The organism is Legionella micdadei, assembly GCF_000953635.1.
GTDB classification, from domain to species: domain Bacteria; phylum Pseudomonadota; class Gammaproteobacteria; order Legionellales; family Legionellaceae; genus Tatlockia; species Tatlockia micdadei.
Genome location: NZ_LN614830.1, coordinates 864,321 through 885,367, shown reverse-complemented (window position 1 = coordinate 885,367; position 21,047 = coordinate 864,321). Strand labels below are relative to the sequence as shown.

Below are 21,047 nucleotides of genomic sequence, written 5' to 3'. Positions count from 1 at the left end.
AGAAAATGTGTAATAGGGAAAGCATAAAATGATTCTTTATGTGCTCATCTTAGCGCTGGCTGCTGTGGTTTTTAACCTTACCTTACCCATCATGTCAGGCCTTTATATAGTGAGCGACTTAGGGGGCAGCTCTTACCTGACTTCTTATGCAGTAAGTTTCTTCTGCATTGGAAATATATTGGGGGTTCCTCTGGGTAAACCCTCCTCCACCGGATTAAGAGCTATCCATCTTTTCCTTGTGTGTTTAACTTTGATGTGCATCTTCTCTTGGCGCTGTGCTGTAGCCACAAATTATTTTGAGTTCGTTTTATTTCGTTTTTTAGAAGGCATTGCCTCAGGACCACTCTTTATTCTTATCACCTACACGCTTATTCCACGATTAGCCCCGGGAAAGGATAAAGATTACATTTTGTCCCTTTTATTAGTCTGTTTTACCTTGGCACCCGTGCTCGCCGCTTCTTATGGTGGTTGGATAGCTTATTATCATAATTGGCGTATCCTCTTTTATTCCAACATTCCTCTTTGCCTTCTTTTTATTATTTTTGTTGGCTATGCCCATAGAAAACACTATCATCCTCCAGAAGAAGTGCATTTTGATGCGATAGGGTATTTCTTTTATTCAATTAGCATTGTTTTCATCGGCACCGTTTTAACGGTTGGCCAAGAATTGGATTGGTTTCGCTCTTCACTTATTACTTTTTTGCTGATAGCAGGAAGCATAAGTCTTATTTTTTTTATCCTACACAGTTTGTCATCGAAATACCCAATTCTTGATTTAAGACTGCTTAAACATTTCTATTTTTCGTTTGCCATGTTAAACGTGTCTTTTCTTTTTGCAATTTATTTTGGAATGGTCATTTTATTAGGATTATGGCTGAAGCTCTATGTGAATTACACGCCCAATTGGATTGCTCTAATCATCGGGACAATGGCACTAGGAGCCTGGATTCCAATCGTTATCAGCCGCGTGCGTTATGATCCTCGTTTACCCCTGACCATAGCCTTAGTTTTCTTTGCTATTTCTAGTTTTTATACGACTTACTTCAATGTCGAAATTAATTTTGATCGTATAGCTTTTTCCCGGGCTTTAGCAGGCGTTGGACTTGCTTTATTTTTAGCCCCTCTTTTTCGTTTATCCGCACAAACACATCCTTCAGACAAATTGCCTGATACGCTCTGTTTTTTCCATGTCGCAAGGCTCCTGGGAAGTAGCTTAGGTGTATCGTTATTTCTTATCTTATGGCATCGCAGGCAAGTGTTTTATCATGAACGCTTAGGGAGCAGTTTGACTGCCTTCTCCCAGCTAACTAATCAATTCTTCGAGCGCGCAAAATTTTTTAACATCCACGGAAAACAAGCCTTAGCTCAGCTTGATGTTTTCCTAGATCGACAAGCCACTGCTTTGGCTTTGGATGATTGCTTCTTTTTAATGGGCTGGATATTGGTTGCCCTGCTTATCTTCTTATCGCTAACCTTTTTTTTCCGCAACCCTGTTTTATATGATGTGATAGAGCCTCCTGAAGAGAAACAAGAAACTCATTTACCTCTGCATAGGGCTTAGGCGAATTCTACTTGCGAAAAAGATAATTCAATTGCATGATGGTAGAAATGATAAACACTAATCTCCCTGGAGTAGAAGATTAGCTGTGGAACAATCAAACTTACAAAAATCGAAATCTGAACCCCCTATAATTGTCCTCATTTTTGTTACTATCGCTATAGGTATTGTCTCAGGATTGGCAGGGATGTTTTTAGCTTTATTGCTGCATCACATCCAGCATGTTGCTTACGGTTATAGCCATACTTTAGAACACCCTGAAAATTTTCTGCAGGGTGTCACTGCATCGACTGCTGAAAGGCGGATTTCTGTACTTACTCTCTGTGGTTTTATTGCTGGATTTGGATGGTGGGCAATTTATCGCTATGGTAGGCCGCTTGTCAGCATTGCTAATGCGATTAAATCCGACAAGCCGCAAATGCCAATCGGTACAACAATGCTAAATGCTTTACTCCAAATCATTGCGGTTGCGTTAGGCTCCCCTTTAGGACGTGAAGTAGCGCCACGAGAAGTGGGTGCAGCTTTTGCCTGTTGGCTCAGTGCAAAAACAGGTTTGAGTATCAGAGATTCGCAAATCATGGTGGCTTGCGGAGCAGGAGCAGGATTAGCTGCGGTGTATAATGTCCCGCTTGGCGGAGTCATCTTTATCTTAGAAACATTACTCGGTACTCTCAGTTGGTCAGCGGTCATACCAGCTCTTTGCACCTGTTCAATCGCGACTGCTGTTTCCTGGATTGGTTTAGGCAATGGACCACAATATCATCTGCCTCATTATCCGCTCAGTTCCTCTTTAATCTTATGGTCAATCATTGTAGGACCTATTTTTGGCGTCGCTGCTTTTCGTTTTCATCAAATCACTACTGCAGCACGCAAATTCGCTCCGCGCAATTGGCACGTTTTGATTTTGTGTATTCTTAATTTTATTGGGATAGGTCTCTTAGCTGTTTATTTTCCGGAACTCTTAGGAAATGGAAAAGGTCCCATTCAACTTGGGTTTACTGATAATCTAGGCGTAGATTTAGCAATAAGACTACTCATACTTAGGGTATTCATTGTTTGGAGCAGCTTACAAGTTGGCACACAAGGGGGGTTGCTTACCCCCTCACTTGCCAATGGTGTATTGTTAGCAATAGCACTTGGCGGGCTGTGGTCTATCGTATGGCCAGGCACTGATGCAGGAGCTTTTGCTGTGGTCGGAGCTGCTGCGTTTCTTGCAGCAGCCCAGCGAATGCCCATAACTGCAATTGTCCTTACTGCGGAATTTACAGGCATTAATTTTAATTTTCTTGTGCCTATCTTATTTGCTGTAACTGGCTCCGTAAGCACCTTTCGTTTCTATGAAAACAGGCAAGCCCATACTCCCTCTAAACAAAGCATTTCCACTCCTTAATCTGGCCATTTCTTACCCTCGCTGAGGCGTGCAGTCATCATACTTGCGACACAATCACCGGTAACATTAAGCATCGTTGCTAGCGGATCAATGATGATACTAATTGCAGCGATAGCGATTAAAACCGAAGGCGGAAAACCATATACTGTCAAAATCAACAATTCACCAAGCATACCGCCACTGGGAATAGCACCCATTACCGTACCTACAAGTAATGAAACCCCAAGTGCTGCAAATAACACAAATACTCCGTTAAAATCCAAATGAAAAATGCCGAATAAGAACGCTATCTTAAAGACACCGCCAATGACAGAACCATCTTTATGAATCATGGCGCCAAGCGGAACTACCGTTTCATAAATTTCAGCAGGAACACGCATTTTTTTTGCTGCCAACAAGTTGGCAGGAATACTCGCCGCACTACTGCATGTCGCAATGGATGTGAGGAAGGGTAACAATAAATTTGTCCAAAATAACTTTATTCCTTTAGCTTTATCTGCAAGATATGCGTATAACGTGAACGCTAAAATGAAATATACAATCGCAGAAAGATAGTAAATTACAGCAATGCGAGCATAAGCTTCTATCAATTGAGGACCAAGTTCGCTCACTAAAACAGCAAAATAAGCAAAAAAACCAATTGGTGCATAATACATAATTAAAGAAAAAACGCGCAAAAAAACGGCTTCGCCTGCCTGCAAAAACACAACGAATTTTTTGCCCTTTTTATTCGCGGTGGCAGTAGCAACACCAACTAATAGTGAGAACACGATCAATGCCAACATGTTTTTGTGCGATAGCAAACTCGTGAAGTCAGGAACAGAGAAAATTGCTACAATCTGACTGGACAAAGTGGGTGGAGAAATACTTTCGGTGTTTGCAAGCTGCAAATAAACACCCTGTGCTGGGGGGAAAATTTTTACAATAAAAAGCGCATAAACCGCTGCCACAACGCCAGTGAATAAAAAAACTAAAGCCATGTACAGAATAATCTTACCCAACTTTCCTAATGAATCAGTCCGGGCAATCGCTGAAGACACTGAGAAAAAAATAAGTGGAACAATGGCTGTGAATAACAAATTGAGAAAAATGTCACCAAGGAATTTTAAATAATGCGCTTTTGAGCCTAATAGGTAGCCTGCTAAACCACCTAAGATAATAGAGGAAATCAAAGTAATAGGAAAAGCGTAAGATTTGATCGTTTGATATTGAGTCACTGCTGAATTTCCTATGCAATATATACAGCTATTTAAGTTTCATAACAGAATTTATAAAAAAAGTCACTTTAACCTTACAGGATTCCCATGCAAGAAAAAGTCGCTGCCGTTTATGTCGTAAAACCTGAATTTCTACCCGTTTTAGGCAAAGAGCTAGGTCAAGTTTCCCAAGTCATTGATGATCTTGTTTTTTGCCCATTTAACAAAATCAATCCTTGTTTCGCCTTGGACATTTGGCTGGATCCCCAAATTGTAACTTTTCAGTCCATTTCCCAAGCAGCAAAGATTTTACGGCAAGCAGGAAAATTCTGGTATTTGCACCCTATTGACCAAATACGACGCTCACGCCTGATCGAAGAACAATTAAGGCAATGTCCTCCTCTCGAACGACATTTTCCTGTTAAAGACGAGCTCCCCTCGATAGGCAGTTTTTGCCTCCTTGACCACAATACCCTCGTTTATAGTGTAAATCGCTGGAAAAAATGGCCAGATGGGAAATGTATTTTTATCGAAGATAAAATCAATCCACCTAATCGTGCTTATTTAAAACTATGGGAAGCGTTCTCTCTTTTGGAAAAATATCCTCGTTCAGGGGAAACAGTATTGGATTTAGGTGCCTCTCCAGGGGGTTGGACCTATGTAGCCCAATCTCTAGGGGCAATAGTCACCGCGGTAGATAAGGCTCCACTGGACGCCAAAATAGCTAACCTTCCCCGAGTCAATTGCTTGCAACAAAGCGCATTTGCAATAGACCCTGCCCAATTGGATCAAAGCTATGATTGGGTTTTATCCGATGTCATTTGCTATCCAACTCGAGCTTACGACCTTATTATGAAATGGATTACTTCAGGTAAAGCAAAACACATGATTTTTACGATAAAATTTCAGGGAAAAATTGATTTATCAATCCTTAAACCATTTCAAACTATACCTAATTCCCGCATTATAAACCTGTATTATAACAAGCACGAAGCCACGTTTTTTTATCCATGGCCTCACTAGGGAGTAAGATATGAAAAAATCAGTATGTGTCGTTGTAGGGGTTGGTCCGGGCAATGGAGCTGCTTTTGCTTCCCGTTTTGTTAAAGAAGGTTACCAAGTTGCTTTATTAGCACGAAAGAAAGATTTTACTGCTAACCTTGCCCAGGAACTCGGAAATTCACAAGCCTACGAATGTGATGTGAGTGATATTCAATCGGTTCAACGGGTTTTTAAGCAAATAAGTAGCGAATTAGGTGAAATTAAGGTGGTTATTTATAATGCCGGCTCTGGTGTTTGGGGGAACATTGAAGAAATTACACCAGAGGCTTTTGAAATGAATTGGCGAATTAATGCCTTCGGCTTGTTTGCGGTAAGTCAAGCAGTCATTCCCGATATGAAACGAAGTGGTCAGGGCAGCATTATTGTCATTGGTGCGACAGCCTCAAGACGAGGAGGAATTGCAACAGCCGCTTTCGCTCCTGCAAAGGCGGCACAACGCAATCTTGCTGAGTCCATGGCGAAATATTTATGGCCGCAAGGTATTCATGTAGCCCTCATTATCATCGATGGTGTTGTTGATTTACCTAGAACCCGTGAATATATGCCAGACAAACCGGATTCTTTTTTTGTTAAACCAGATGATATAGCAAACACCGCTTTTTGGCTTACACAACAGCCATCCTCCGCGTGGTCTTTTGAGGTGGAAGCACGTCCATTTTCAGAAAAGTGGTAAAAAAGCCTTAAATCACCGATTACCTAGATAGCTCTAGTGCAGAGCAAACATTGCTATTAGGCTTCCGATAATCCGAGCCCTGCTGCTCGGATTTCCTTAACTTAGGTTTGCACTTACCCGGTCGAATAGATTTATTTATGATCAAAAAGTATTTAAATAAAACAAATTATTTAAAAAAATAAATGCTTTATAGACAATCTCCTTTAATTTTTTTATGCCTTCTCAGCAAAAATAACACGTTGTTTATTAACTTTTTTTCTTTCCTTCATTTTTTAAAGTAGACCATAAAATACAGCATCAATGGAAAAACAAGTTGAATTAAATTTAAACCTATGTACAATTTTTCCCGGTTATGAAGCGAATAATAATTTACATAATAACTGGCCTAGCTTGCCTTGTATTGAGTTTTTTTGGACTCTTGCATCTTCAAAAGGTCCACAAGCCAGTCAATACAAGAAATAAAACAGTACAAGCTGAAACCGCAAAAAAGGTTTCGGCCGGCGCTCCTCTAACAAATAAGAATAAAGCTGTAACTACGAAAAGCGCTCTGGCTGCTAGTGCCGCATTAAAAGAAAATGCATCTAAAACAGCAACTGACATGGTTTTGGCTGCCGCTGCTTCTGCACAAGTAATGAAAGTACGGGCTATAACGCCTAAAAAAGTTCTAGTTAAAGCAGGAACAGTTCCCAAAAAAGAATCTAAAAATAATGCTCCTAAAAAAGTTACCATCAAAAATATTACTTTAAAGAAGATACCTTTTGAGCAATTGCCTGGCTGGAACAAATCCGGTGTTAAAAACTCCCTCATCGCATTCCGACGATCATGCAAAGTTTTCTTAAAAAAGAAACCATCACATCCAGTCGGCTCTCAGCTTATCAAACTAAAAGCGAAAGACTGGCTTCCTGCCTGTAACGAAGCTTTGTCTATAGATACGACTTCAGAAGAGAATGCAAAAGCATTTTTTGAAAAATGGTTTTATCCCTTAGAACTTGTCAAACGCAAACCTGTTCGCGGTATATTTACTGGCTACTACATGCCCTTGGTCAAGGGTAATTTAACGAGGACAAAAACCTACAATACACCCATTTACGGCTTACCAAAGCATTTAAATTGGAATACTGTAAGTAAAAATCGATACACCCGCCAAGCAATTGACAAAGGGGGACTTCAAAAGAAAGCACCCGTTATCGCTTGGATCCACAGTCCTGTTGATCGAGTGTTCTTAGAAACAGAAGGCTCAGGAGTAATTAAACTCACCAGCGGTAAGCGATTATATTTAGGATACGCAGGAGAAAATGGTGCTCATTATACGTCGATCAGTAATGTACTCATTAAGAAAGGCATTATGACTAAGGACACCGCCTCCAAAAAAGCAATAGAGCGATACTTGAATAATCATCCTGCCAAAGTCGACGCACTTTTACACAAAAATAAATCGTTCGTTTTCTTTGAAAACTTAAAAAAACCTGTTGCAATTGGCGCGCATGATATCGCCCTTACCCCAGGCTACTCATTAGCCATTGATAAAAGGTGGATTCCCTTAGGTTCCCCTTTATGGTTGAGTACTAAAAAGCCCCATATCCAAGATAATAAACTCAAACGATTCCACCGTTTGATGATTGCCCAGGACACCGGTGGTGCCATCCGAGGATTAGTTCGCGGTGATGTCTATTGGGGATCTGGCAAAAAGGCAAGCTTTCTCGGCGAAAACATGAAAAATGAAGGCCGTTATTGGTTATTTTTACCTAAGCACATTTTTGATAGGCTTACAGGCAGCATCAACAAGGTATTTTGATACAGCTTTCTTTGGTAGCACCTAGTTCTTTCACTGTGTTACCCTAGCCATTATGTCAACACTTCACAGGTTACTCTATGAAAATTGCTGTTTGCAGTGACGAACTTTATCCGGTAAATGAGTTTGTTGTACGAGAATTGGAACGTATGGGACATAAAGTTATTCGGTTCGGAGCAATTAAATCGCGCCAAAATGAATCATGGACACAAGCCACCCAAGCTGCAGCCGAATCTATTCGTCAAGGAGATTGCGATGAGGGTATTTTTTTCTGTTGGACAGGGACTGGCGCCTCCATTGCAGCAAACAAAGTGCCAGGGATAAGAGCGGCACTTTGTACAGATGCACAAACAGCAGCAGGAGCAAGGTTATGGAATCGAGCCAACGTTTTAGCTTTGTCCAATCGACTCTTGACTCAAGATTTAGCCAAAGAAATTTTAGCGGCTTGGTTTAACACAACCATGAACGAACAAAGCGAGACAGCAGCAGAAGAAATTAGAGCAATTGAACATTGCTACCAATCAAGGTAAACACAATTAAATTAACCTTACACTTTCAAGGTATCCTTAAATCTTTGGAAACGATTAGATCAAAGCACAAGTTGTGGAAAAATGATGCGGAGCAAACGAGACTTGCGAAGTCGTATTTTAGCGCAAGATGCGCTAAAATACTGCCGTTCGGTGAATGTGGCGTGAATGCTTAGGGTGTTTTTGGCGCATTGGACTGTGGATTCATGGTTTCAATAATCTTAATATCGTCAACAAAGCATTTCGTTTCACCACGCCAAGGGAATACAAACTCTTCACAATGATAGGTGAGGATTACATGATCATTGTTTTGCATTGCTAATTCTGCTTTTTTAACTAGAGCTGATTTAAATTGCCCCAAAGTAAAATGGAATTCACGGCCAGTCGCTCCGCTAGCGTTCTCAAGCCCGCCTCGAATAAGCTCCCCTTCATAAGTTCCCCAAAACTTCCCTTCCTTCGCCACTTTAACAATAATGCCTGATTTTTGACCAGATTTGACTGTCCAACACCCAGCTAATAGGCATGTACTCAAAAATAATAACCAAAGAACTAATTTTTTATTCATTATCTACTCCCTTTTGGCATGCTTTTATGCCTGGCTGGTTTTCTTACCTTTCAGTTTAAATGATTATCTAAATTTTCTCCAAAACCTCATTAAGATGTTTTACTGCTTCCACTTGCATATTTAAAGCTTGTTTTGGGGCATTAGCAAAGGGAACGATCGCCCTTTTAAAGCCATGTTTAGCAGCTTCCCGCAAGCGCTCTTGACCGCTTTGCACCGGACGGATTTCTCCGGCCAAACCGATTTCGCCAAAAATAATCGTTTCCCGATCAAAAACACGATTGCGAAGACTTGATACCACCGCCGCTATGAGCGCCAGATCGCTTCCTGTTTCACTCACTTTCACACCGCCCACCACATTAACAAAAACATCCTGATCAAAAGTTGCTATTCCGCCATGACGGTGCAAAACTGCAAGTAAAATGGCAAGACGATTATGTTCAAGGCCGGCAGAAACACGTTTTGGTTGTTGTCCATACGCCTCGTCCACTAAGGCCTGCACTTCAACCAACATGGGGCGCGATCCTTCCCAAGTAACCATGACAGCCGACCCTGGCGTTGTTTCAGGTTGACGCGATAAAAAAATTGCTGAGGGATTAGCGACTTCTTTTAAACCACGATCGGTCATAGCAAAAACACCCAGCTCATTGACTGCACCAAAACGATTTTTTATGGCACGGATAACACGAAAACGGCTGTCGCTTTGTCCTTCGAAATATAAAACACTATCAACCATATGTTCCAGAACTCTCGGTCCTGCTAAAGCCCCTTCCTTGGTGACATGCCCAACGAGAAACACCGCCGTTTGTGTCATTTTAGCGAATCGGACTAGCTGCGCTGCGGATTCGCGCACTTGGCCGACACCGCCAGGGGCTGAACTTAAAGTCTCGGTAAAAATGGTTTGTATGGAATCAATGACCATGATCCGAGGCGCTTCTTTTTGGGCATGGGAGAGAATTGCTTCTACCTGGGTTTCAGCCAGTAAGCGCAAGCCTGCTGTAGGTAATTGCAAACGGTTAGCGCGCATAGCAACCTGCTGCAAAGATTCTTCACCAGTAACATAAAGCACCTTTTGCGCTTGAGATAAATTCGCTAAGGTTTGCAACAACAAAGTCGATTTACCAATACCAGGGTCTCCGCCAATCAGCACTACCGAACCATCAACCAGCCCCCCCCCTAAAACGCGGTTCAATTCGGATAACCCGCAATCCATGCGAACTTCTTTATCTAGGATCACATCAGCAACTGCAGTAATTTCTGAGCGTTGATTTGCATAGTGGCCTACGCGCGCGGTACGCCCTGCAGCCACTCTATTTTCTTCGATGATTGAATTCCACCCACCGCATTGATTGCATTGACCGGCCCATTGCGAAAAAACGGCTGCGCATTGATTGCAAACGAATTGTGTTTTGGTTTTCATTTAGACTTAGCTTTTGGTTTTTGCAAAACGTGAGCTTAGGTAGAAGAATTAGCCTTGTCAATAAAGGTTTCCCTATACCGCATGGATAAAAATCTCCATGTTCATTTTTATCCAAAAAAAGGGCGTAATCGTTTTGCCGTAGCACGTTGCTCCAATTGCTCAGACGTTAATTGATGGTCAAACTGTTTGAGAGGGTAAGTAGGATGAGGATTGTAGATACTTGGCATTAAATGAAGCACCTGAGCTGCTTCTTCTAGTAAAGAATTAAGCTGATAGTCTATCAAAGGTGTTTTATTTACATGATGATAGAGTTCTTCCCCCTGACCAATATTATGAAGAATGGCTTGGTAAAAGTGTGAGATTGGACCTCTCAGTGCAGCGATGTGATCATAAACAGGACCTATAGCCTGTAGTTTCAAAAGAGGTTCAATTTCTAGTTCTAGCTTATGCAGTGCGTTTACAAATTGCTGTTGCCGAGCAAGTAGTTTTGACAATTCCCCTGTCAGCATGTGTTGTTTGCTAGGTTTTCTGCCCTTTAATGCAAATATGGCCTGATCGTTTTTGTAGCGCGCAATAATTTTTGAGAGGGAACCAATTAACAGTGCTAAAACATTTAAGATTTGTTTTAGATCCTCATTCCCTACAGCATAGGCTAACCGATCGATATTCGTTTTAGCAGAATGCTGAGGTTGAATTCCAAGAAAATAGAGCAAATTGTGATCTATTTTTAATAAAAGGGACAACGCATCCTCACAACTTAAGCGGTATTGCAGTGTCAATTGAATCGAAAGAATCTTGTCTCCATCAGAAGAATCTTCGTCTTCAATCGCAACCTGAAGAAGCTTACTTAAAATGGATTTTGTTTCATGAAGATAAGTCTTCGCTTCATCAACTAAATGATCAATCTTGTTAACCGATAGGTCATTCATCCTTTTGAGTACCCCAAAACTGTCAATACTTAACTAACCTCAATTTACATTATACTATTCACCGCACTCGGCAGCTATTAATTGAAGAATAATCGTAACTCCCCACGCTATCCCGAGCGTAGCTTCGCTCGGACAATGTGAGTAAAGCGCTTCACTAAGCATTAGTCTATGTAGGGTTTAAGGAAATTGAAGCTCGCCCTTGTTAAAAATCGTTTCCATGCATAAAATCGATTATCGCAATGATCTTTTCTATCCACTCAATGCAAAATAAAAAAACATTTCAATGGGCTGTGGTGGGTGCAGGGCCTGCAGGTATAGCCGCAGTCGGGAAATTATTAGATCATCGTATCGCCCCAACCGATATTTTATGGGTTGATCCTCACTTTAAGGTCGGTGATTTAGGGCTATTATGGCGTAATGTTTCAAGCAACACTGTCGTAAAACGTTTCCTTGACTTTTTGCATGATGCAAATTCATTTTCCTACAAGCAAGCTCCCATTGATTTCCAACTAAACCACTTACCTCCGGATCACACTTGTGTCTTAAGCCAGATAGTTGACCCTTTACAGTGGATCACAGAGTACTTGGTTAAAAAAGTGGTCAGTGCAAAGACAATGATTCATAGTATGGCATTAAAAGAACGCACCTGGGCCTTATCCTCAGAGGAACAAACTTACAAAGCTAAAAACGTTATTCTTGCAACAGGTGCAGTTCCTTCTAATTTGAGCTACCCTGGTGTCGAAGTCGTGCCTTTTGATGTTGCGATTGATCAAGAGCGGTTAACGCAATTTGTGGATAAAAACCATACCTATGGCGTTTTCGGTTCATCCCATTCTGCCATAATTATTATTCGCTATCTTGTTGAATTAGGTGTTAAAAAAATTATTAATTTCTATCGATCGCCCTGCCGCTATGCGATTGATATGGGGGATTGGATTTTATTTGATAACACAGGGCTTAAAGGACAAACAGCAGCTTGGGCTAGAGAAAATATTGATGGTGTTTTACCCGCTAATCTTTTCCGCTACAACACCAGTGAACCAAATATTGCCCGTTTTTTGCCTGAATGCAATAAGGTTGTTTATGCTGTAGGCTTTGAGAGGCGTAACAACATCACCATCGATGATTACGAACAAACAAACTACAATCATCATTTGGGAATCATAGGGCCTGGTTTGTTTGGTTTGGGGATTGGCTATCCTGAACTAAAAGCAGATCCTTACGGCAGTATTGAGTGGCAAGTCGGCTTGTGGAAATTTATGGTGTATTTGAATAGGGTGATGCCCATTTGGTTTAAATACCCAACTTAATCCTCAAACAAGACAAGCACTGTTCTAATGAAGTATACTCTGGCAATTCTCAAATTTAGATAATGCTATGACTAAACCAATCCAATTTGAAAAATCCATGACAGAACTAGAAGAAATCGTCATGCAATTAGAAAAGGGAGAATTGTCTCTAGAAGATTCCCTTAAACAATTTGAGAAAGGAATAACATTAGCGCGCAAATGCCAAGAAGTGTTGCAACAAGCCGAGCAAAAAATTGAGATGCTTACCTCAACCACATCTGTAGACTGCGAAACTCCACATGATTAATGAAGCCATAAGCAATTATCTAGTTCGTCATGAAGCAGTGTTGCAACATTTAGTAGCAAGTGCAGAAATACCAGCCGAACGTATAAGAAGCGCGATGCTTTACTCACTTTTTCCTGGAGGTAAAAGGCTTCGCCCCTTATTAATTTATTTATCTGGGGAAATTCTCCATACGAACCAAGATTGCCTCGATATTATCGCGGCTGCAGTTGAATTAACTCATTGTTATTCACTGATTCATGATGATTTGCCAGCCATGGATAATGATGATTTACGCCGGGGCAAACCTAGTTGTCATAAAGCCTTTGATGAAGCAACAGCTATCTTAGTTGGCGATGGAATGCAGGCCTTAGCGGTCGAAATCCTGCTTTCCCATCTACCAAAATCGTTAGATCCATCCCAAGTAATTGCAGTCACTCGGGAATTGGTGGTCGCGAGTGGACCTGCTGGTATGGTCAGTGGTCAAAGTCTCGATCTTTCTGAATTAGCTCATGCCACGATTACTGAGTCTCAATTACGCACTATTCATTCGCTAAAAACTGAAAAATTAATTTCGGCTTGCATTAACATGGTCATTGCTGCGAGTCATTCTACCACGGCAAGCGCTGAAGCCTTACGCGACTTTGGCAAACACTTAGGTTTCGTTTTTCAAATTCAAGATGATTATTTAGATCACTATGCTAAAACTGATTTGCTTGGTAAAGGAAGAGCTTCTGATCTGGCTAACCAAAAAATTACCTTCGCAAGCCTTTACAGTAAAGATGAATTGTGTAACTTAATTAATGTCCATTTTCAATTTGCAAAGGATGCGTTGATCGCTTTAGGCGAGCAAGCAAATGATTTATTAGCACTTACTGATTACCTTCATCAGCGTAATAATCATTTATAAATCGGGATACTCGTAGCCCATCACTCAAGTAAAAATGACAATGAGGTCAATACAGCATGTTGGAGTTAGCGAATTTATTCACTGGAAAATCAATTAATTACAACTATTTTCTTCATCCAGACAGAACAATGAATTTCATTTATGCTTTATGCTTGTTCTTTATTGGATATTTTATTGCTAAACGAGTCAGCAATATTACTGAGCGTACACTTGCTCGACGATTTTCACGCCACCAAACCATGCTGGCTAGACGTTCTGTCTTTTATATTATCTTTATCGTTTTTTGTGTTACAGGCTTACAACATTTAGGCTTTAAATTGAGTGTATTGCTGGGTGCGGCTGGTGTTTTTACTGTGGCCATTAGTTTTGCCTCACAGACAGCAGTTTCGAATTTAATCAGCGGATTTTTTCTATTATTTGAACACCCCTTCAAAGTCGGTGATACTGTAGAAGTGAAAGGTTTTAATGGGGTCGTGGATTCTATCGATCTACTTTCAACCAAGCTGAAAACGCCTGACAATAAACTGGTGCGCATTCCTAACGAAGCAATGATAAAATCAGAAATTATTAATTTAAGTTATTTTTCAACACGGCGCCTTGATCTGCTTGTTTCAATTGCCTACAGTTGTGATTTTGCCCGAGTGAAATCTATCCTGTTAACCATTGCTGAGGATTGTGACCGCGTCTTAAAAGATCCCGTCCCCGTCGTCACTATTAATAATTTTGCTAATGCGGCTGTCGAACTCAAATTCATGGTTTGGGTTAATACTGCAGATGTTTCGTACGCACGCAATACATTGCAAGAAACTATCAAACAACAATTTGATCGCGAAGGCATCGAAACGCCTTTACCTCAAGTTACTGTGCAACGGATATAGTAATGGATCCGATTACTCACGGCGCTTTGGGTGCAGCGTGCGCACAAGCTCTCTTACATAACAAAGACAAACGAAATGCATGGGTTGTCGGCGGCATCGCTGCAATGACGCCTGATCTGGATATATTAATTAGCTCCCAATCCAACCCAATGTTATCCCTGCTCTATCATCGCAATTTTACTCATTCGCTCCTTTTCATCCCTGTTGGAGGATTATTGGTTGCCTTAGCCTTTATGCTATTTAAACGTTTTCGTAATCATTGGCGATTCACTTTGCTCGCTGCGCTTATCGGCTACGGAACTCATGGCCTACTCGACGCATGTACCAGTTATGGGACGATGCTATTTTGGCCTTTTTCTGATCTTAGAATCAGTTGGGATATTGTCGCTATCATTGATCCTGTTGTCACCATACCTTTAGTTCTGGGGGTTGCTTGGACAGTCATTCACGATGACCGGCGAGGCGTATTTTATACCCTTATTTTTGTCGGTTTGTTTTTTCTCTTTAATACCGTTCAGCATTATCGTGCACTAACCAAAATGCAAACTTATTTAAAGCAGCAAGGGTTTCAATTAAAAAGAATGCGAGCATTCCCCTATCTTGCAAGCTCAACGCTTTGGCGAACTGCTGCCGAAGTTGACAGTCATCTTTATGTTGCCGATGTCGAGACTTCACTTACTCAAAAAACCAGATTGAAACCAGTAGGAACTTTCCCTTTATTTCTCCCCTCACACTTACCGCAATCGGTTAGAGAGTCGCCAAGTCAAATGCGAGATTTTACTATTTTCAACTGGTTTTGCGATGGTTATGTTATCTTAGCCCAGCAGCAACCGCTAAGACTGGCTGATGGACGTTATCTTTTTAACGACAATCCAACCCTATCCTTATGGGGTATTCAATTCTTACCAGGTGCGCGGCACGTGGACTCATTAAGTTTTATCAAATTGGAAGCAATGAAATGACAATAGCTCTGCTCGCAACAGGTGATGAAATTATTCACGGTGATACACTCAACACCAACAGTCATAATCTAGCTCATGCACTAAGTTCCGAAGGTTTACCATTAGGACTACAGCTTGCCTGTAGTGATAAAGAGAACGAACTGTATGATTGTCTTTCCTTCCTTGCCTTAACACACGATATTATCATCGTTACCGGAGGACTCGGGCCAACTTCAGATGATCGTACCCGCTTTGCTTTAGGACGTTTTCTCAAAGCGGATTTAGTTGAATTCCCACAAGCAATTCAGCATATTCAAACTCGATTAGGGCTCGATGAAAAAGAATTAAACCCTGGTAATCGTCAACAAGCACTCTTCCCGGCTAATGCCACTATTCTGCCCAACCCCAATGGTACCGCGCTGGGTTGTTATTGCAATCAAGAAAATAAAGTATTCATTTTATTACCAGGGCCTCCACGAGAATGCCTACCCATGTTTGATCATTACGTTTTACCTTTGTTGCAACAAATGGCTCATAGCGATAAACAAATCGTGAAATGGCGCTTATTTGGTGTTGCTGAAAGCCAAATAGCCCAACAAATAGACGAGGCATTAGCAGGTATTGATTGCAAAACAGGCTATCGCTTAGAAACACCTTATGTTGAATGCAAAGTACGCTGTAAAAATCATCTTATGGGCACTGTAAAGCAAATTGTTGAATCAATAGCAGCGCCCTATCTTATCGCAACTCCAGAACAAAAAGCCTCTGAACGCCTCCTAGAAACTATTCCCAAACTCAAGATTCCAATTTCTATTGTGGATGAGGCAACGGGGGGAATTTTGCAAACGTTGATCCAGCAACCCAGCACTTATCCTTGGTTAAAATTTTATGAGGATCAAAGAACCATACTTCACTTTCATTTGCGAGGGCTTAAGGAGTACTGGTCAGGCGAAGGAAAAAAAGGAAAAACGCAGGTGTCGATAGACTATCGCAGCGCGAAAATGAATGGCGAGGAAACGCATGAACTTCCGTATCGCAGTCCCCTCGTCATTCATTATGCAGCAGAGTGGTTAAGTTTCCGCCTCCTTCATCTCATCAATCAACTGCATCAATGAGTAACACAGTTGTTGAGTACCCTCACCGGTTAAAGCGGAAACTGTAAATACCTTATCCTTCCACTGCAATCCATCAATGATGGTCTTTATTGCATTTTGCTTTGCTTCTTCGTTAGGAAGCATGTCAATTTTGTTTAGAACTAACCAACGAGGTTTACTTACAAGCTCAGGATCATAGAGTTCAAGTTCATTGATAATTGCTTTAGCCGAATCGACTGGGTCAGTATCGTCAAGCGGGCATACGTCAATCACGTGCAATAATATGCATGTTCTGGATAAGTGCTTTAAAAAACGATGGCCGAGGCCAGCGCCACTGGCTGCTCCTTCAATCAAACCAGGAATATCTGCCATAACAAAACTTTTATGGGTAGAAACACTGACTACTCCCAAACCTGGGTGCAGCGTGGTAAAAGGATAGTCAGCTACTTTGGGCTTGGCACTGGAAACAGCGCGAATCAGTGTCGATTTTCCAGCATTAGGTAAACCGAGCAATCCCACATCAGCTAATACCCTTAATTCAAGACGTAAATGCCTTGCTTCACCTGGTGTACCTTGGGTTGTTTGTCGTGGAGCGCGATTCACGCTGCTTTTGAAGCGAGTATTGCCCAAACCATGGAAACCACCCTGTGCTACCAGTAGGCGCTCACCCGCATGATTTACATCACCCAGTAGGTCTCCTGAATCGATATCATAAACCATCGTACCAACAGGAACTTGGACAATTAAATCGTCGCCTTTTTTACCTGTGCAATTTCCTCCCATTCCCGGTTGACCATTTTCTGCTTTATAGTGGCGTTGGTAACGGAAATCAACTAGGGTGTTTAAATCTGAGCTCCCTTCAAGAAAAACACTGCCGCCATCACCACCATCTCCTCCATCAGGCCCGCCGCGTGGCACAAATTTCTCGCGTCTAAAGCTCAAGCAACCATGGCCACCATTGCCCGCTTCCACTTTAATGATTGCTTCATCGACGAATTTCATGATTAATACCAAAAAAAAACCCCGGGTAACGGGGCTGCTTTTATACTTGGGTATCTAGTAGGTTAGGTGGTTTGACCCAACCTACAATAGCTACCGATTAGTTCTCTTCTGCAATAACCGTAACGTATTTGCGATTTTTAGCACCTTTAATAGTGAATTTAACTATTCCACTCACTAAAGCGTATAAGGTGTGATCACGGCCACATCCTACGCCTTCGCCGGCATGAAAACGAGTGCCACGTTGACGAACAAGGATTTCGCCTGCATTAACTATTTGACCACCATAGCGCTTAACACCAAGGTACTTAGGATTCGAGTCGCGGCCATTACGTGTACTACCGCCTGCTTTTTTATGAGCCATTTCTTTCCCCCTTACTTACTGATCGCAGTAATTTTTACTTGAGTATAGTATTGTCGATGACCCATTTGTTTCATATGGTGCTTACGACGACGAAATTTAATGATTTTAATCTTTTTATGGCGGCCATGAGCAAGTACCTCTGCTTTAACTGCAGCTTTTTCAACCAATGGGCTGCCCAAAGTAACTTTATCACCATCAGCAAGCATGAGGACTTCAGAGAAATTTATTTCATTGCCTACATCATCCGGCATTAGTTCCAATTTAATCACATCGCCTTCTTTAACGCGGTATTGCTTACCGCCTGCTTTAATTACAGCATACATAGCTATTCTCCAACTCGCCTGAATGGCTTCTACGAATTCAATAAAGTGGCATATTCTATGAAATTACACCAATGACTTCAAGTTGATTTTAAAATATTGTATACTGCGCCACCCTTCCTGATAAGGTATCTTTGTCCTGGTCGCGGGCGAAGTAAGGGTTTTTATTAATCACGGAGACTAACAATGTCAACAATCGTTTTAGAAGCTGAAACAAGAAAAGACTTAGGGAAAGGTGCGAGCCGCCGCCTACGTCGTCTTGAGAATAAAGTACCTGCTGTTTTATATGGTGGTGAAAAAAAACCCCAATCAATCCATTTATCACATAATAAAGTGTTAAAAGCGTTAGAAAGTGAAAGCATTTATTCCAGCGTTTTTGATTTACACGTTGATGGCAAAGTTGAGCATGTCATTCTTAAGGATCTGCAACGCCATCCATACAAACCGATTATTATGCATATGGACCTACAGCGTGTAGGTGCTAAAGATGTGTTAGTGAAGCACGTTCCCCTTCATTTTATTAATGAACAAACTGCTAAGGGCGTTAAAGCTGGCGGAATTATCACTCACACAATGAACCAAGTCGAAGTACGCTGTCGAGCAAAAGATTTGCCTGAATTTATTGAGGTTGATATGGCAAATGTGGGATTAGATGACATTATCCATCTTTCTCACCTGAAACTTCCTAAAGGCGTACAATTAACCATTGATGTGAAAGATGGCAGCCATGACCTACCCGTTGTCAGTATTCATGCGCCCAAAGTCAGTGCAGTTGAAGAAGAAACCTCTGCTGTTTCTGCTGCAGAAGCTGAAATTCCTGCCGCTGAGGAAAAGGAAGAGAAAAGCGCTGAATAAGCGCTTTACTTCAGGGATTTATTTTGTTTTGCGATCCACGCAAAAGCTGTCATTCCCTTAGGTGGGAATCAGATTATCGGCCTAAAGTAGCTTCCCGCTGAGGCGGGAATGACAACTGGCAACTGTAAGGAAACAGCAAAATATAACGGATTGGTACGAAAGCAATAATCCCAAAGCAGAGTCAGCAGTTGAGAATGTCGAATTGCAAAATTAGCTATTAACTCTAAAGAACCTCTTTATGGCAATTAAACTTATCATTGGGCTACGTAATCCTGGCTCCGCCTACGAACACACAAGGCATAATGCAGGAGGATGGTTTGTCGAAACACTGACCCAACGCCACAATGCCTCGTTTAAAATCGAAAAAAAATTACATGCTGAGTTAGCTAACTTTACGGTAAATAATTTGCCATGCAAAACCCTACTCCCATTAACTTTTATGAATCACAGTGGGTTACCAACTCGAGAAGCAAGTCAATTTTATCGTATCACCCCAGATGAAATCCTGGTTGTCCATGATGAACTTGATTTGCCCCCTGGACGAATAAAACTTAAAACTGGCGGTGGTCATGGTGGGCATAATGGACTTAGGGATATTATTGCTCAACTCGGCAGCTCAGATTTTCATCGCTTACGCATCGGGATTGGCCATCCAGGCCATAAAGATTTAGTTTTAAATTTTGTGTTAGGGAAACCTACGCAACAAGACAGGCAATTAATGTACGACGCAATAGAGCGAGGCATTGCTATTACTCCCACATTATTGACAGGGAATATAGCTGGGGCTATGAATCTATTAAATGGTTAGATACTCCGGGTGATTTACCCAACGTTTAATTTTGTGAGGTGTAAAATGGGATTTAAATGTGGGATAGTTGGCTTGCCAAATGTAGGTAAATCCACTTTATTTAATGCGTTAACAAAAGCTGGCATTGAAGCCGCAAATTACCCTTTTTGCACTATCGAGCCGAACGTGGGTATCGTCACGGTACCCGACCCTCGTCTTGATGCCTTAAGCGAAATTGTTAAACCACAACAAGTTCTTCCAGCTACCATGCAATTTGTCGATATTGCGGGACTGGTTAAGGGGGCTGCCAAAGGAGAGGGCTTAGGCAATCAATTTTTAGCAAATATCCGCGAAACCGATGCCATTGCGCATGTGGTACGCTGTTTTGAAAATACAGATGTCGTACATGTTGAGGGCAAAGTAGATCCGTTAAGTGATATTGAGGTCATTAATACTGAGCTCGCTTTAGCGGATATGGAGACGGTGGAAAAAGCACTGAATAAAGCCGGTAAAACAAGCAAGAGCGGTAATAAAGAAGCCCTCTTTGAGAAACAGACTCTCGAAAAAATAAAAGCGCATTTGGACGCAGGGCTTCCGGTGCGAACCCTTCCACTTACCGGTGAAGAAGAGCTCATTTCCCGACGCCTATTTCTGCTGACCGCGAAACCAGTTTTGTACATCGCCAATGTTGATGATAACGGTTATGAGAATAATCCGCTCTTAGATAAAGTGACAGCGCTTGCTGAGCAAGAAAAAGCATCTATCGTTGCCCTTTGTGCAGCAACAGAAGCTGAACTCATCGAATTAGATGAAGCTGATCGTAAAGAATTCATGGAAGATTTAGGTCTTGACGAACCAGGGCTCCATCGTGTTATCCGTGCCGGCTATGATCTTTTAGGCCTACAAACCTATTTTACCGCAGGGGTAAAAGAAGTTCGCGCATGGACAATACGTAAAGGAGCTACGGCACCGCAAGCTGCTTCTGTTATACACACCGATTTTGAAAAAGGCTTTATCCGTGCTGAAGTCATTGCTTATGATGACTTTATTACCTACCGCGGTGAGCAAGGTGCGAAAGAAGCAGGTAAATTACGGCTTGAAGGAAAAGAATACATTGTTTGTGATGGCGATGTAATGCATTTTCGCTTTAATGTCTGATTGCTAATTGCCTCATATTATTGACGTATTAATATCCAGTATGTAGGATACACTTCCTTG

22 protein-coding genes are annotated in these 21,047 nt (G+C 41.5%); 15 read left to right on the top strand and 7 right to left on the bottom strand.

Annotated features, from left to right (window positions below):
• Positions 1 to 28 precede the first annotated feature (28 nt).
• Both LMI_RS04050 and LMI_RS04045 read left to right on the top strand, forming a co-directional pair.
• Positions 29 to 1,561 carry an MFS transporter gene (locus LMI_RS04050; RefSeq protein ID WP_045098652.1) on the top strand — a complete coding sequence of 511 codons (1,533 nt, stop codon included), beginning with the start codon at positions 29 to 31 and terminating at the stop codon, positions 1,559 to 1,561.
• A gap of 85 nt (positions 1,562 to 1,646) precedes the next feature.
• The gene (locus tag LMI_RS04045) at positions 1,647 to 2,948 is read left to right on the top strand and encodes a chloride channel protein (RefSeq protein ID WP_231852222.1); all 1,302 of its coding nucleotides are present in this window, start codon (positions 1,647 to 1,649) and stop codon (positions 2,946 to 2,948) included.
• On the opposite strand, the gene LMI_RS04040 is transcribed toward LMI_RS04045, so the two are convergent.
• Positions 2,945 to 4,165 carry a dicarboxylate/amino acid:cation symporter gene (locus LMI_RS04040; RefSeq protein ID WP_045098651.1) on the bottom strand — a complete coding sequence of 407 codons (1,221 nt, stop codon included), beginning with the start codon at positions 4,163 to 4,165 and terminating at the stop codon, positions 2,945 to 2,947. The genes LMI_RS04045 and LMI_RS04040 overlap by 4 nt on opposite strands.
• Positions 4,166 to 4,252: 87 nt before the next feature.
• Between LMI_RS04040 and LMI_RS04035 the strand changes: the two genes are divergently transcribed.
• The 4 genes from LMI_RS04035 (at position 4,253) to LMI_RS04020 (ending at position 8,201) form a co-directional block, all read left to right on the top strand.
• On the top strand, positions 4,253 to 5,167 hold the full coding sequence (locus LMI_RS04035; RefSeq protein WP_045098650.1) for an SAM-dependent methyltransferase: 915 nt from the start codon (positions 4,253 to 4,255) through the stop codon (positions 5,165 to 5,167).
• Between the two features lie 10 nt (positions 5,168 to 5,177).
• Positions 5,178 to 5,879 carry an SDR family NAD(P)-dependent oxidoreductase gene (locus tag LMI_RS04030; RefSeq protein ID WP_045098649.1) on the top strand — a complete coding sequence of 234 codons (702 nt, stop codon included), beginning with the start codon at positions 5,178 to 5,180 and terminating at the stop codon, positions 5,877 to 5,879.
• Positions 5,880 to 6,297: 418 nt separating this feature from the next.
• The gene (gene mltA, locus LMI_RS04025; RefSeq protein ID WP_231852221.1) at positions 6,298 to 7,674 is read left to right on the top strand and encodes a murein transglycosylase A; all 1,377 of its coding nucleotides are present in this window, start codon (positions 6,298 to 6,300) and stop codon (positions 7,672 to 7,674) included.
• 77 nt (positions 7,675 to 7,751) lie between these two features.
• Complete coding sequence (locus LMI_RS04020; protein ID WP_045098648.1) at positions 7,752 to 8,201, top strand: RpiB/LacA/LacB family sugar-phosphate isomerase; 450 nt, start codon at positions 7,752 to 7,754, stop codon at positions 8,199 to 8,201.
• 169 nt (positions 8,202 to 8,370) lie between these two features.
• On the opposite strand, the gene LMI_RS04015 is transcribed toward LMI_RS04020, so the two are convergent.
• From LMI_RS04015 to LMI_RS04005, 3 genes are all read right to left on the bottom strand, one after another.
• Positions 8,371 to 8,763: a hypothetical protein gene (locus LMI_RS04015; RefSeq protein WP_045098647.1), complete on the bottom strand. Its 393-nt coding sequence runs from the start codon at positions 8,761 to 8,763 to the stop codon at positions 8,371 to 8,373.
• 67 nt (positions 8,764 to 8,830) lie between these two features.
• Positions 8,831 to 10,180, bottom strand: a complete 1,350-nt coding sequence (gene radA / locus LMI_RS04010) for a DNA repair protein RadA (RefSeq protein WP_045098646.1) — start codon at positions 10,178 to 10,180, stop codon at positions 8,831 to 8,833.
• Between the two features lie 107 nt (positions 10,181 to 10,287).
• Entirely contained in the window at positions 10,288 to 11,109 is an 822-nt protein-coding gene (locus LMI_RS04005) for a hypothetical protein (protein ID WP_045098645.1), read from the bottom strand.
• A gap of 239 nt (positions 11,110 to 11,348) precedes the next feature.
• On the opposite strand from LMI_RS04005, the gene LMI_RS04000 reads away from it, so the two are divergent.
• From LMI_RS04000 to LMI_RS03975, 6 genes are all read left to right on the top strand, one after another.
• Positions 11,349 to 12,419 carry an FAD-dependent oxidoreductase gene (locus tag LMI_RS04000; protein WP_231852220.1) on the top strand — a complete coding sequence of 357 codons (1,071 nt, stop codon included), beginning with the start codon at positions 11,349 to 11,351 and terminating at the stop codon, positions 12,417 to 12,419.
• Positions 12,420 to 12,486: 67 nt separating this feature from the next.
• Entirely contained in the window at positions 12,487 to 12,705 is a 219-nt protein-coding gene (locus tag LMI_RS03995; protein ID WP_045098643.1) for an exodeoxyribonuclease VII small subunit, read from the top strand.
• The gene (locus LMI_RS03990) at positions 12,698 to 13,591 is read left to right on the top strand and encodes a polyprenyl synthetase family protein (protein ID WP_045098642.1); all 894 of its coding nucleotides are present in this window, start codon (positions 12,698 to 12,700) and stop codon (positions 13,589 to 13,591) included. The genes LMI_RS03995 and LMI_RS03990 overlap by 8 nt, the downstream gene beginning before the upstream one ends.
• A gap of 56 nt (positions 13,592 to 13,647) precedes the next feature.
• Positions 13,648 to 14,469 carry a mechanosensitive ion channel family protein gene (locus LMI_RS03985; RefSeq protein ID WP_052679442.1) on the top strand — a complete coding sequence of 274 codons (822 nt, stop codon included), beginning with the start codon at positions 13,648 to 13,650 and terminating at the stop codon, positions 14,467 to 14,469.
• Between the two features lie 2 nt (positions 14,470 to 14,471).
• The gene (locus tag LMI_RS03980) at positions 14,472 to 15,431 is read left to right on the top strand and encodes a metal-dependent hydrolase (protein ID WP_045098641.1); all 960 of its coding nucleotides are present in this window, start codon (positions 14,472 to 14,474) and stop codon (positions 15,429 to 15,431) included.
• The gene (locus LMI_RS03975) at positions 15,428 to 16,525 is read left to right on the top strand and encodes a competence/damage-inducible protein A (protein ID WP_045098640.1); all 1,098 of its coding nucleotides are present in this window, start codon (positions 15,428 to 15,430) and stop codon (positions 16,523 to 16,525) included. The genes LMI_RS03980 and LMI_RS03975 overlap by 4 nt, the downstream gene beginning before the upstream one ends.
• Here the strand turns inward: LMI_RS03975 and cgtA are convergent.
• The 3 genes from cgtA to rplU all read right to left on the bottom strand — a co-directional run bounded on the left by cgtA (position 16,481) and on the right by rplU (position 18,190).
• Entirely contained in the window at positions 16,481 to 17,506 is a 1,026-nt protein-coding gene (cgtA, locus tag LMI_RS03970; protein WP_045098639.1) for an Obg family GTPase CgtA, read from the bottom strand. The two genes, LMI_RS03975 and cgtA, sit on opposite strands and share 45 nt — an antisense overlap.
• 97 nt (positions 17,507 to 17,603) lie before the next feature.
• Complete coding sequence (gene rpmA / locus LMI_RS03965; protein WP_045098638.1) at positions 17,604 to 17,867, bottom strand: 50S ribosomal protein L27; 264 nt, start codon at positions 17,865 to 17,867, stop codon at positions 17,604 to 17,606.
• An 11-nt stretch (positions 17,868 to 17,878) separates the two neighbouring features.
• Entirely contained in the window at positions 17,879 to 18,190 is a 312-nt protein-coding gene (rplU, locus tag LMI_RS03960; protein WP_045098637.1) for a 50S ribosomal protein L21, read from the bottom strand.
• A gap of 183 nt (positions 18,191 to 18,373) precedes the next feature.
• On the opposite strand from rplU, the gene LMI_RS03955 reads away from it, so the two are divergent.
• The 3 genes from LMI_RS03955 (at position 18,374) to ychF (ending at position 20,987) form a co-directional block, all read left to right on the top strand.
• Positions 18,374 to 19,042: a 50S ribosomal protein L25/general stress protein Ctc gene (locus LMI_RS03955; protein ID WP_045098636.1), complete on the top strand. Its 669-nt coding sequence runs from the start codon at positions 18,374 to 18,376 to the stop codon at positions 19,040 to 19,042.
• A gap of 238 nt (positions 19,043 to 19,280) precedes the next feature.
• The gene (gene pth / locus LMI_RS03950; protein ID WP_045098635.1) at positions 19,281 to 19,850 is read left to right on the top strand and encodes an aminoacyl-tRNA hydrolase; all 570 of its coding nucleotides are present in this window, start codon (positions 19,281 to 19,283) and stop codon (positions 19,848 to 19,850) included.
• A 45-nt stretch (positions 19,851 to 19,895) separates the two neighbouring features.
• Positions 19,896 to 20,987, top strand: coding sequence for a redox-regulated ATPase YchF (gene ychF, locus LMI_RS03945; RefSeq protein WP_045098634.1), 1,092 nt, complete (start codon positions 19,896 to 19,898; stop codon positions 20,985 to 20,987).
• The last annotated feature ends 60 nt before the right edge of the window (positions 20,988 to 21,047 follow it).

Excerpts from the sequence above, each read along its gene's own strand:
- LMI_RS04050 (WP_045098652.1), top strand. The coding sequence starts at position 29 with ATGATTCTTTATGTGCTCATCTTAGCGCTGGCTGCTGTGGTTTTTAAC.
- LMI_RS04035 (WP_045098650.1), top strand. The coding sequence starts at position 4,253 with ATGCAAGAAAAAGTCGCTGCCGTTTATGTCGTAAAACCTGAATTTCTA.
- LMI_RS04030 (WP_045098649.1), top strand. The coding sequence starts at position 5,178 with ATGAAAAAATCAGTATGTGTCGTTGTAGGGGTTGGTCCGGGCAATGGA.
- LMI_RS04020 (WP_045098648.1), top strand. The coding sequence starts at position 7,752 with ATGAAAATTGCTGTTTGCAGTGACGAACTTTATCCGGTAAATGAGTTT.
- LMI_RS04015 (WP_045098647.1), bottom strand. The coding sequence starts at position 8,763 with ATGAATAAAAAATTAGTTCTTTGGTTATTATTTTTGAGTACATGCCTA.
- radA (WP_045098646.1), bottom strand. The coding sequence starts at position 10,180 with ATGAAAACCAAAACACAATTCGTTTGCAATCAATGCGCAGCCGTTTTT.
- LMI_RS04005 (WP_045098645.1), bottom strand. The coding sequence starts at position 11,109 with ATGAATGACCTATCGGTTAACAAGATTGATCATTTAGTTGATGAAGCG.
- LMI_RS04000 (WP_231852220.1), top strand. The coding sequence starts at position 11,349 with ATGATCTTTTCTATCCACTCAATGCAAAATAAAAAAACATTTCAATGG.
- LMI_RS03995 (WP_045098643.1), top strand. The coding sequence starts at position 12,487 with ATGACTAAACCAATCCAATTTGAAAAATCCATGACAGAACTAGAAGAA.
- LMI_RS03990 (WP_045098642.1), top strand. The coding sequence starts at position 12,698 with ATGATTAATGAAGCCATAAGCAATTATCTAGTTCGTCATGAAGCAGTG.
- LMI_RS03985 (WP_052679442.1), top strand. The coding sequence starts at position 13,648 with ATGTTGGAGTTAGCGAATTTATTCACTGGAAAATCAATTAATTACAAC.
- LMI_RS03980 (WP_045098641.1), top strand. The coding sequence starts at position 14,472 with ATGGATCCGATTACTCACGGCGCTTTGGGTGCAGCGTGCGCACAAGCT.
- LMI_RS03975 (WP_045098640.1), top strand. The coding sequence starts at position 15,428 with ATGACAATAGCTCTGCTCGCAACAGGTGATGAAATTATTCACGGTGAT.
- cgtA (WP_045098639.1), bottom strand. The coding sequence starts at position 17,506 with ATGAAATTCGTCGATGAAGCAATCATTAAAGTGGAAGCGGGCAATGGT.
- rpmA (WP_045098638.1), bottom strand. The coding sequence starts at position 17,867 with ATGGCTCATAAAAAAGCAGGCGGTAGTACACGTAATGGCCGCGACTCG.
- rplU (WP_045098637.1), bottom strand. The coding sequence starts at position 18,190 with ATGTATGCTGTAATTAAAGCAGGCGGTAAGCAATACCGCGTTAAAGAA.
- LMI_RS03955 (WP_045098636.1), top strand. The coding sequence starts at position 18,374 with ATGTCAACAATCGTTTTAGAAGCTGAAACAAGAAAAGACTTAGGGAAA.
- pth (WP_045098635.1), top strand. The coding sequence starts at position 19,281 with ATGGCAATTAAACTTATCATTGGGCTACGTAATCCTGGCTCCGCCTAC.
- ychF (WP_045098634.1), top strand. The coding sequence starts at position 19,896 with ATGGGATTTAAATGTGGGATAGTTGGCTTGCCAAATGTAGGTAAATCC.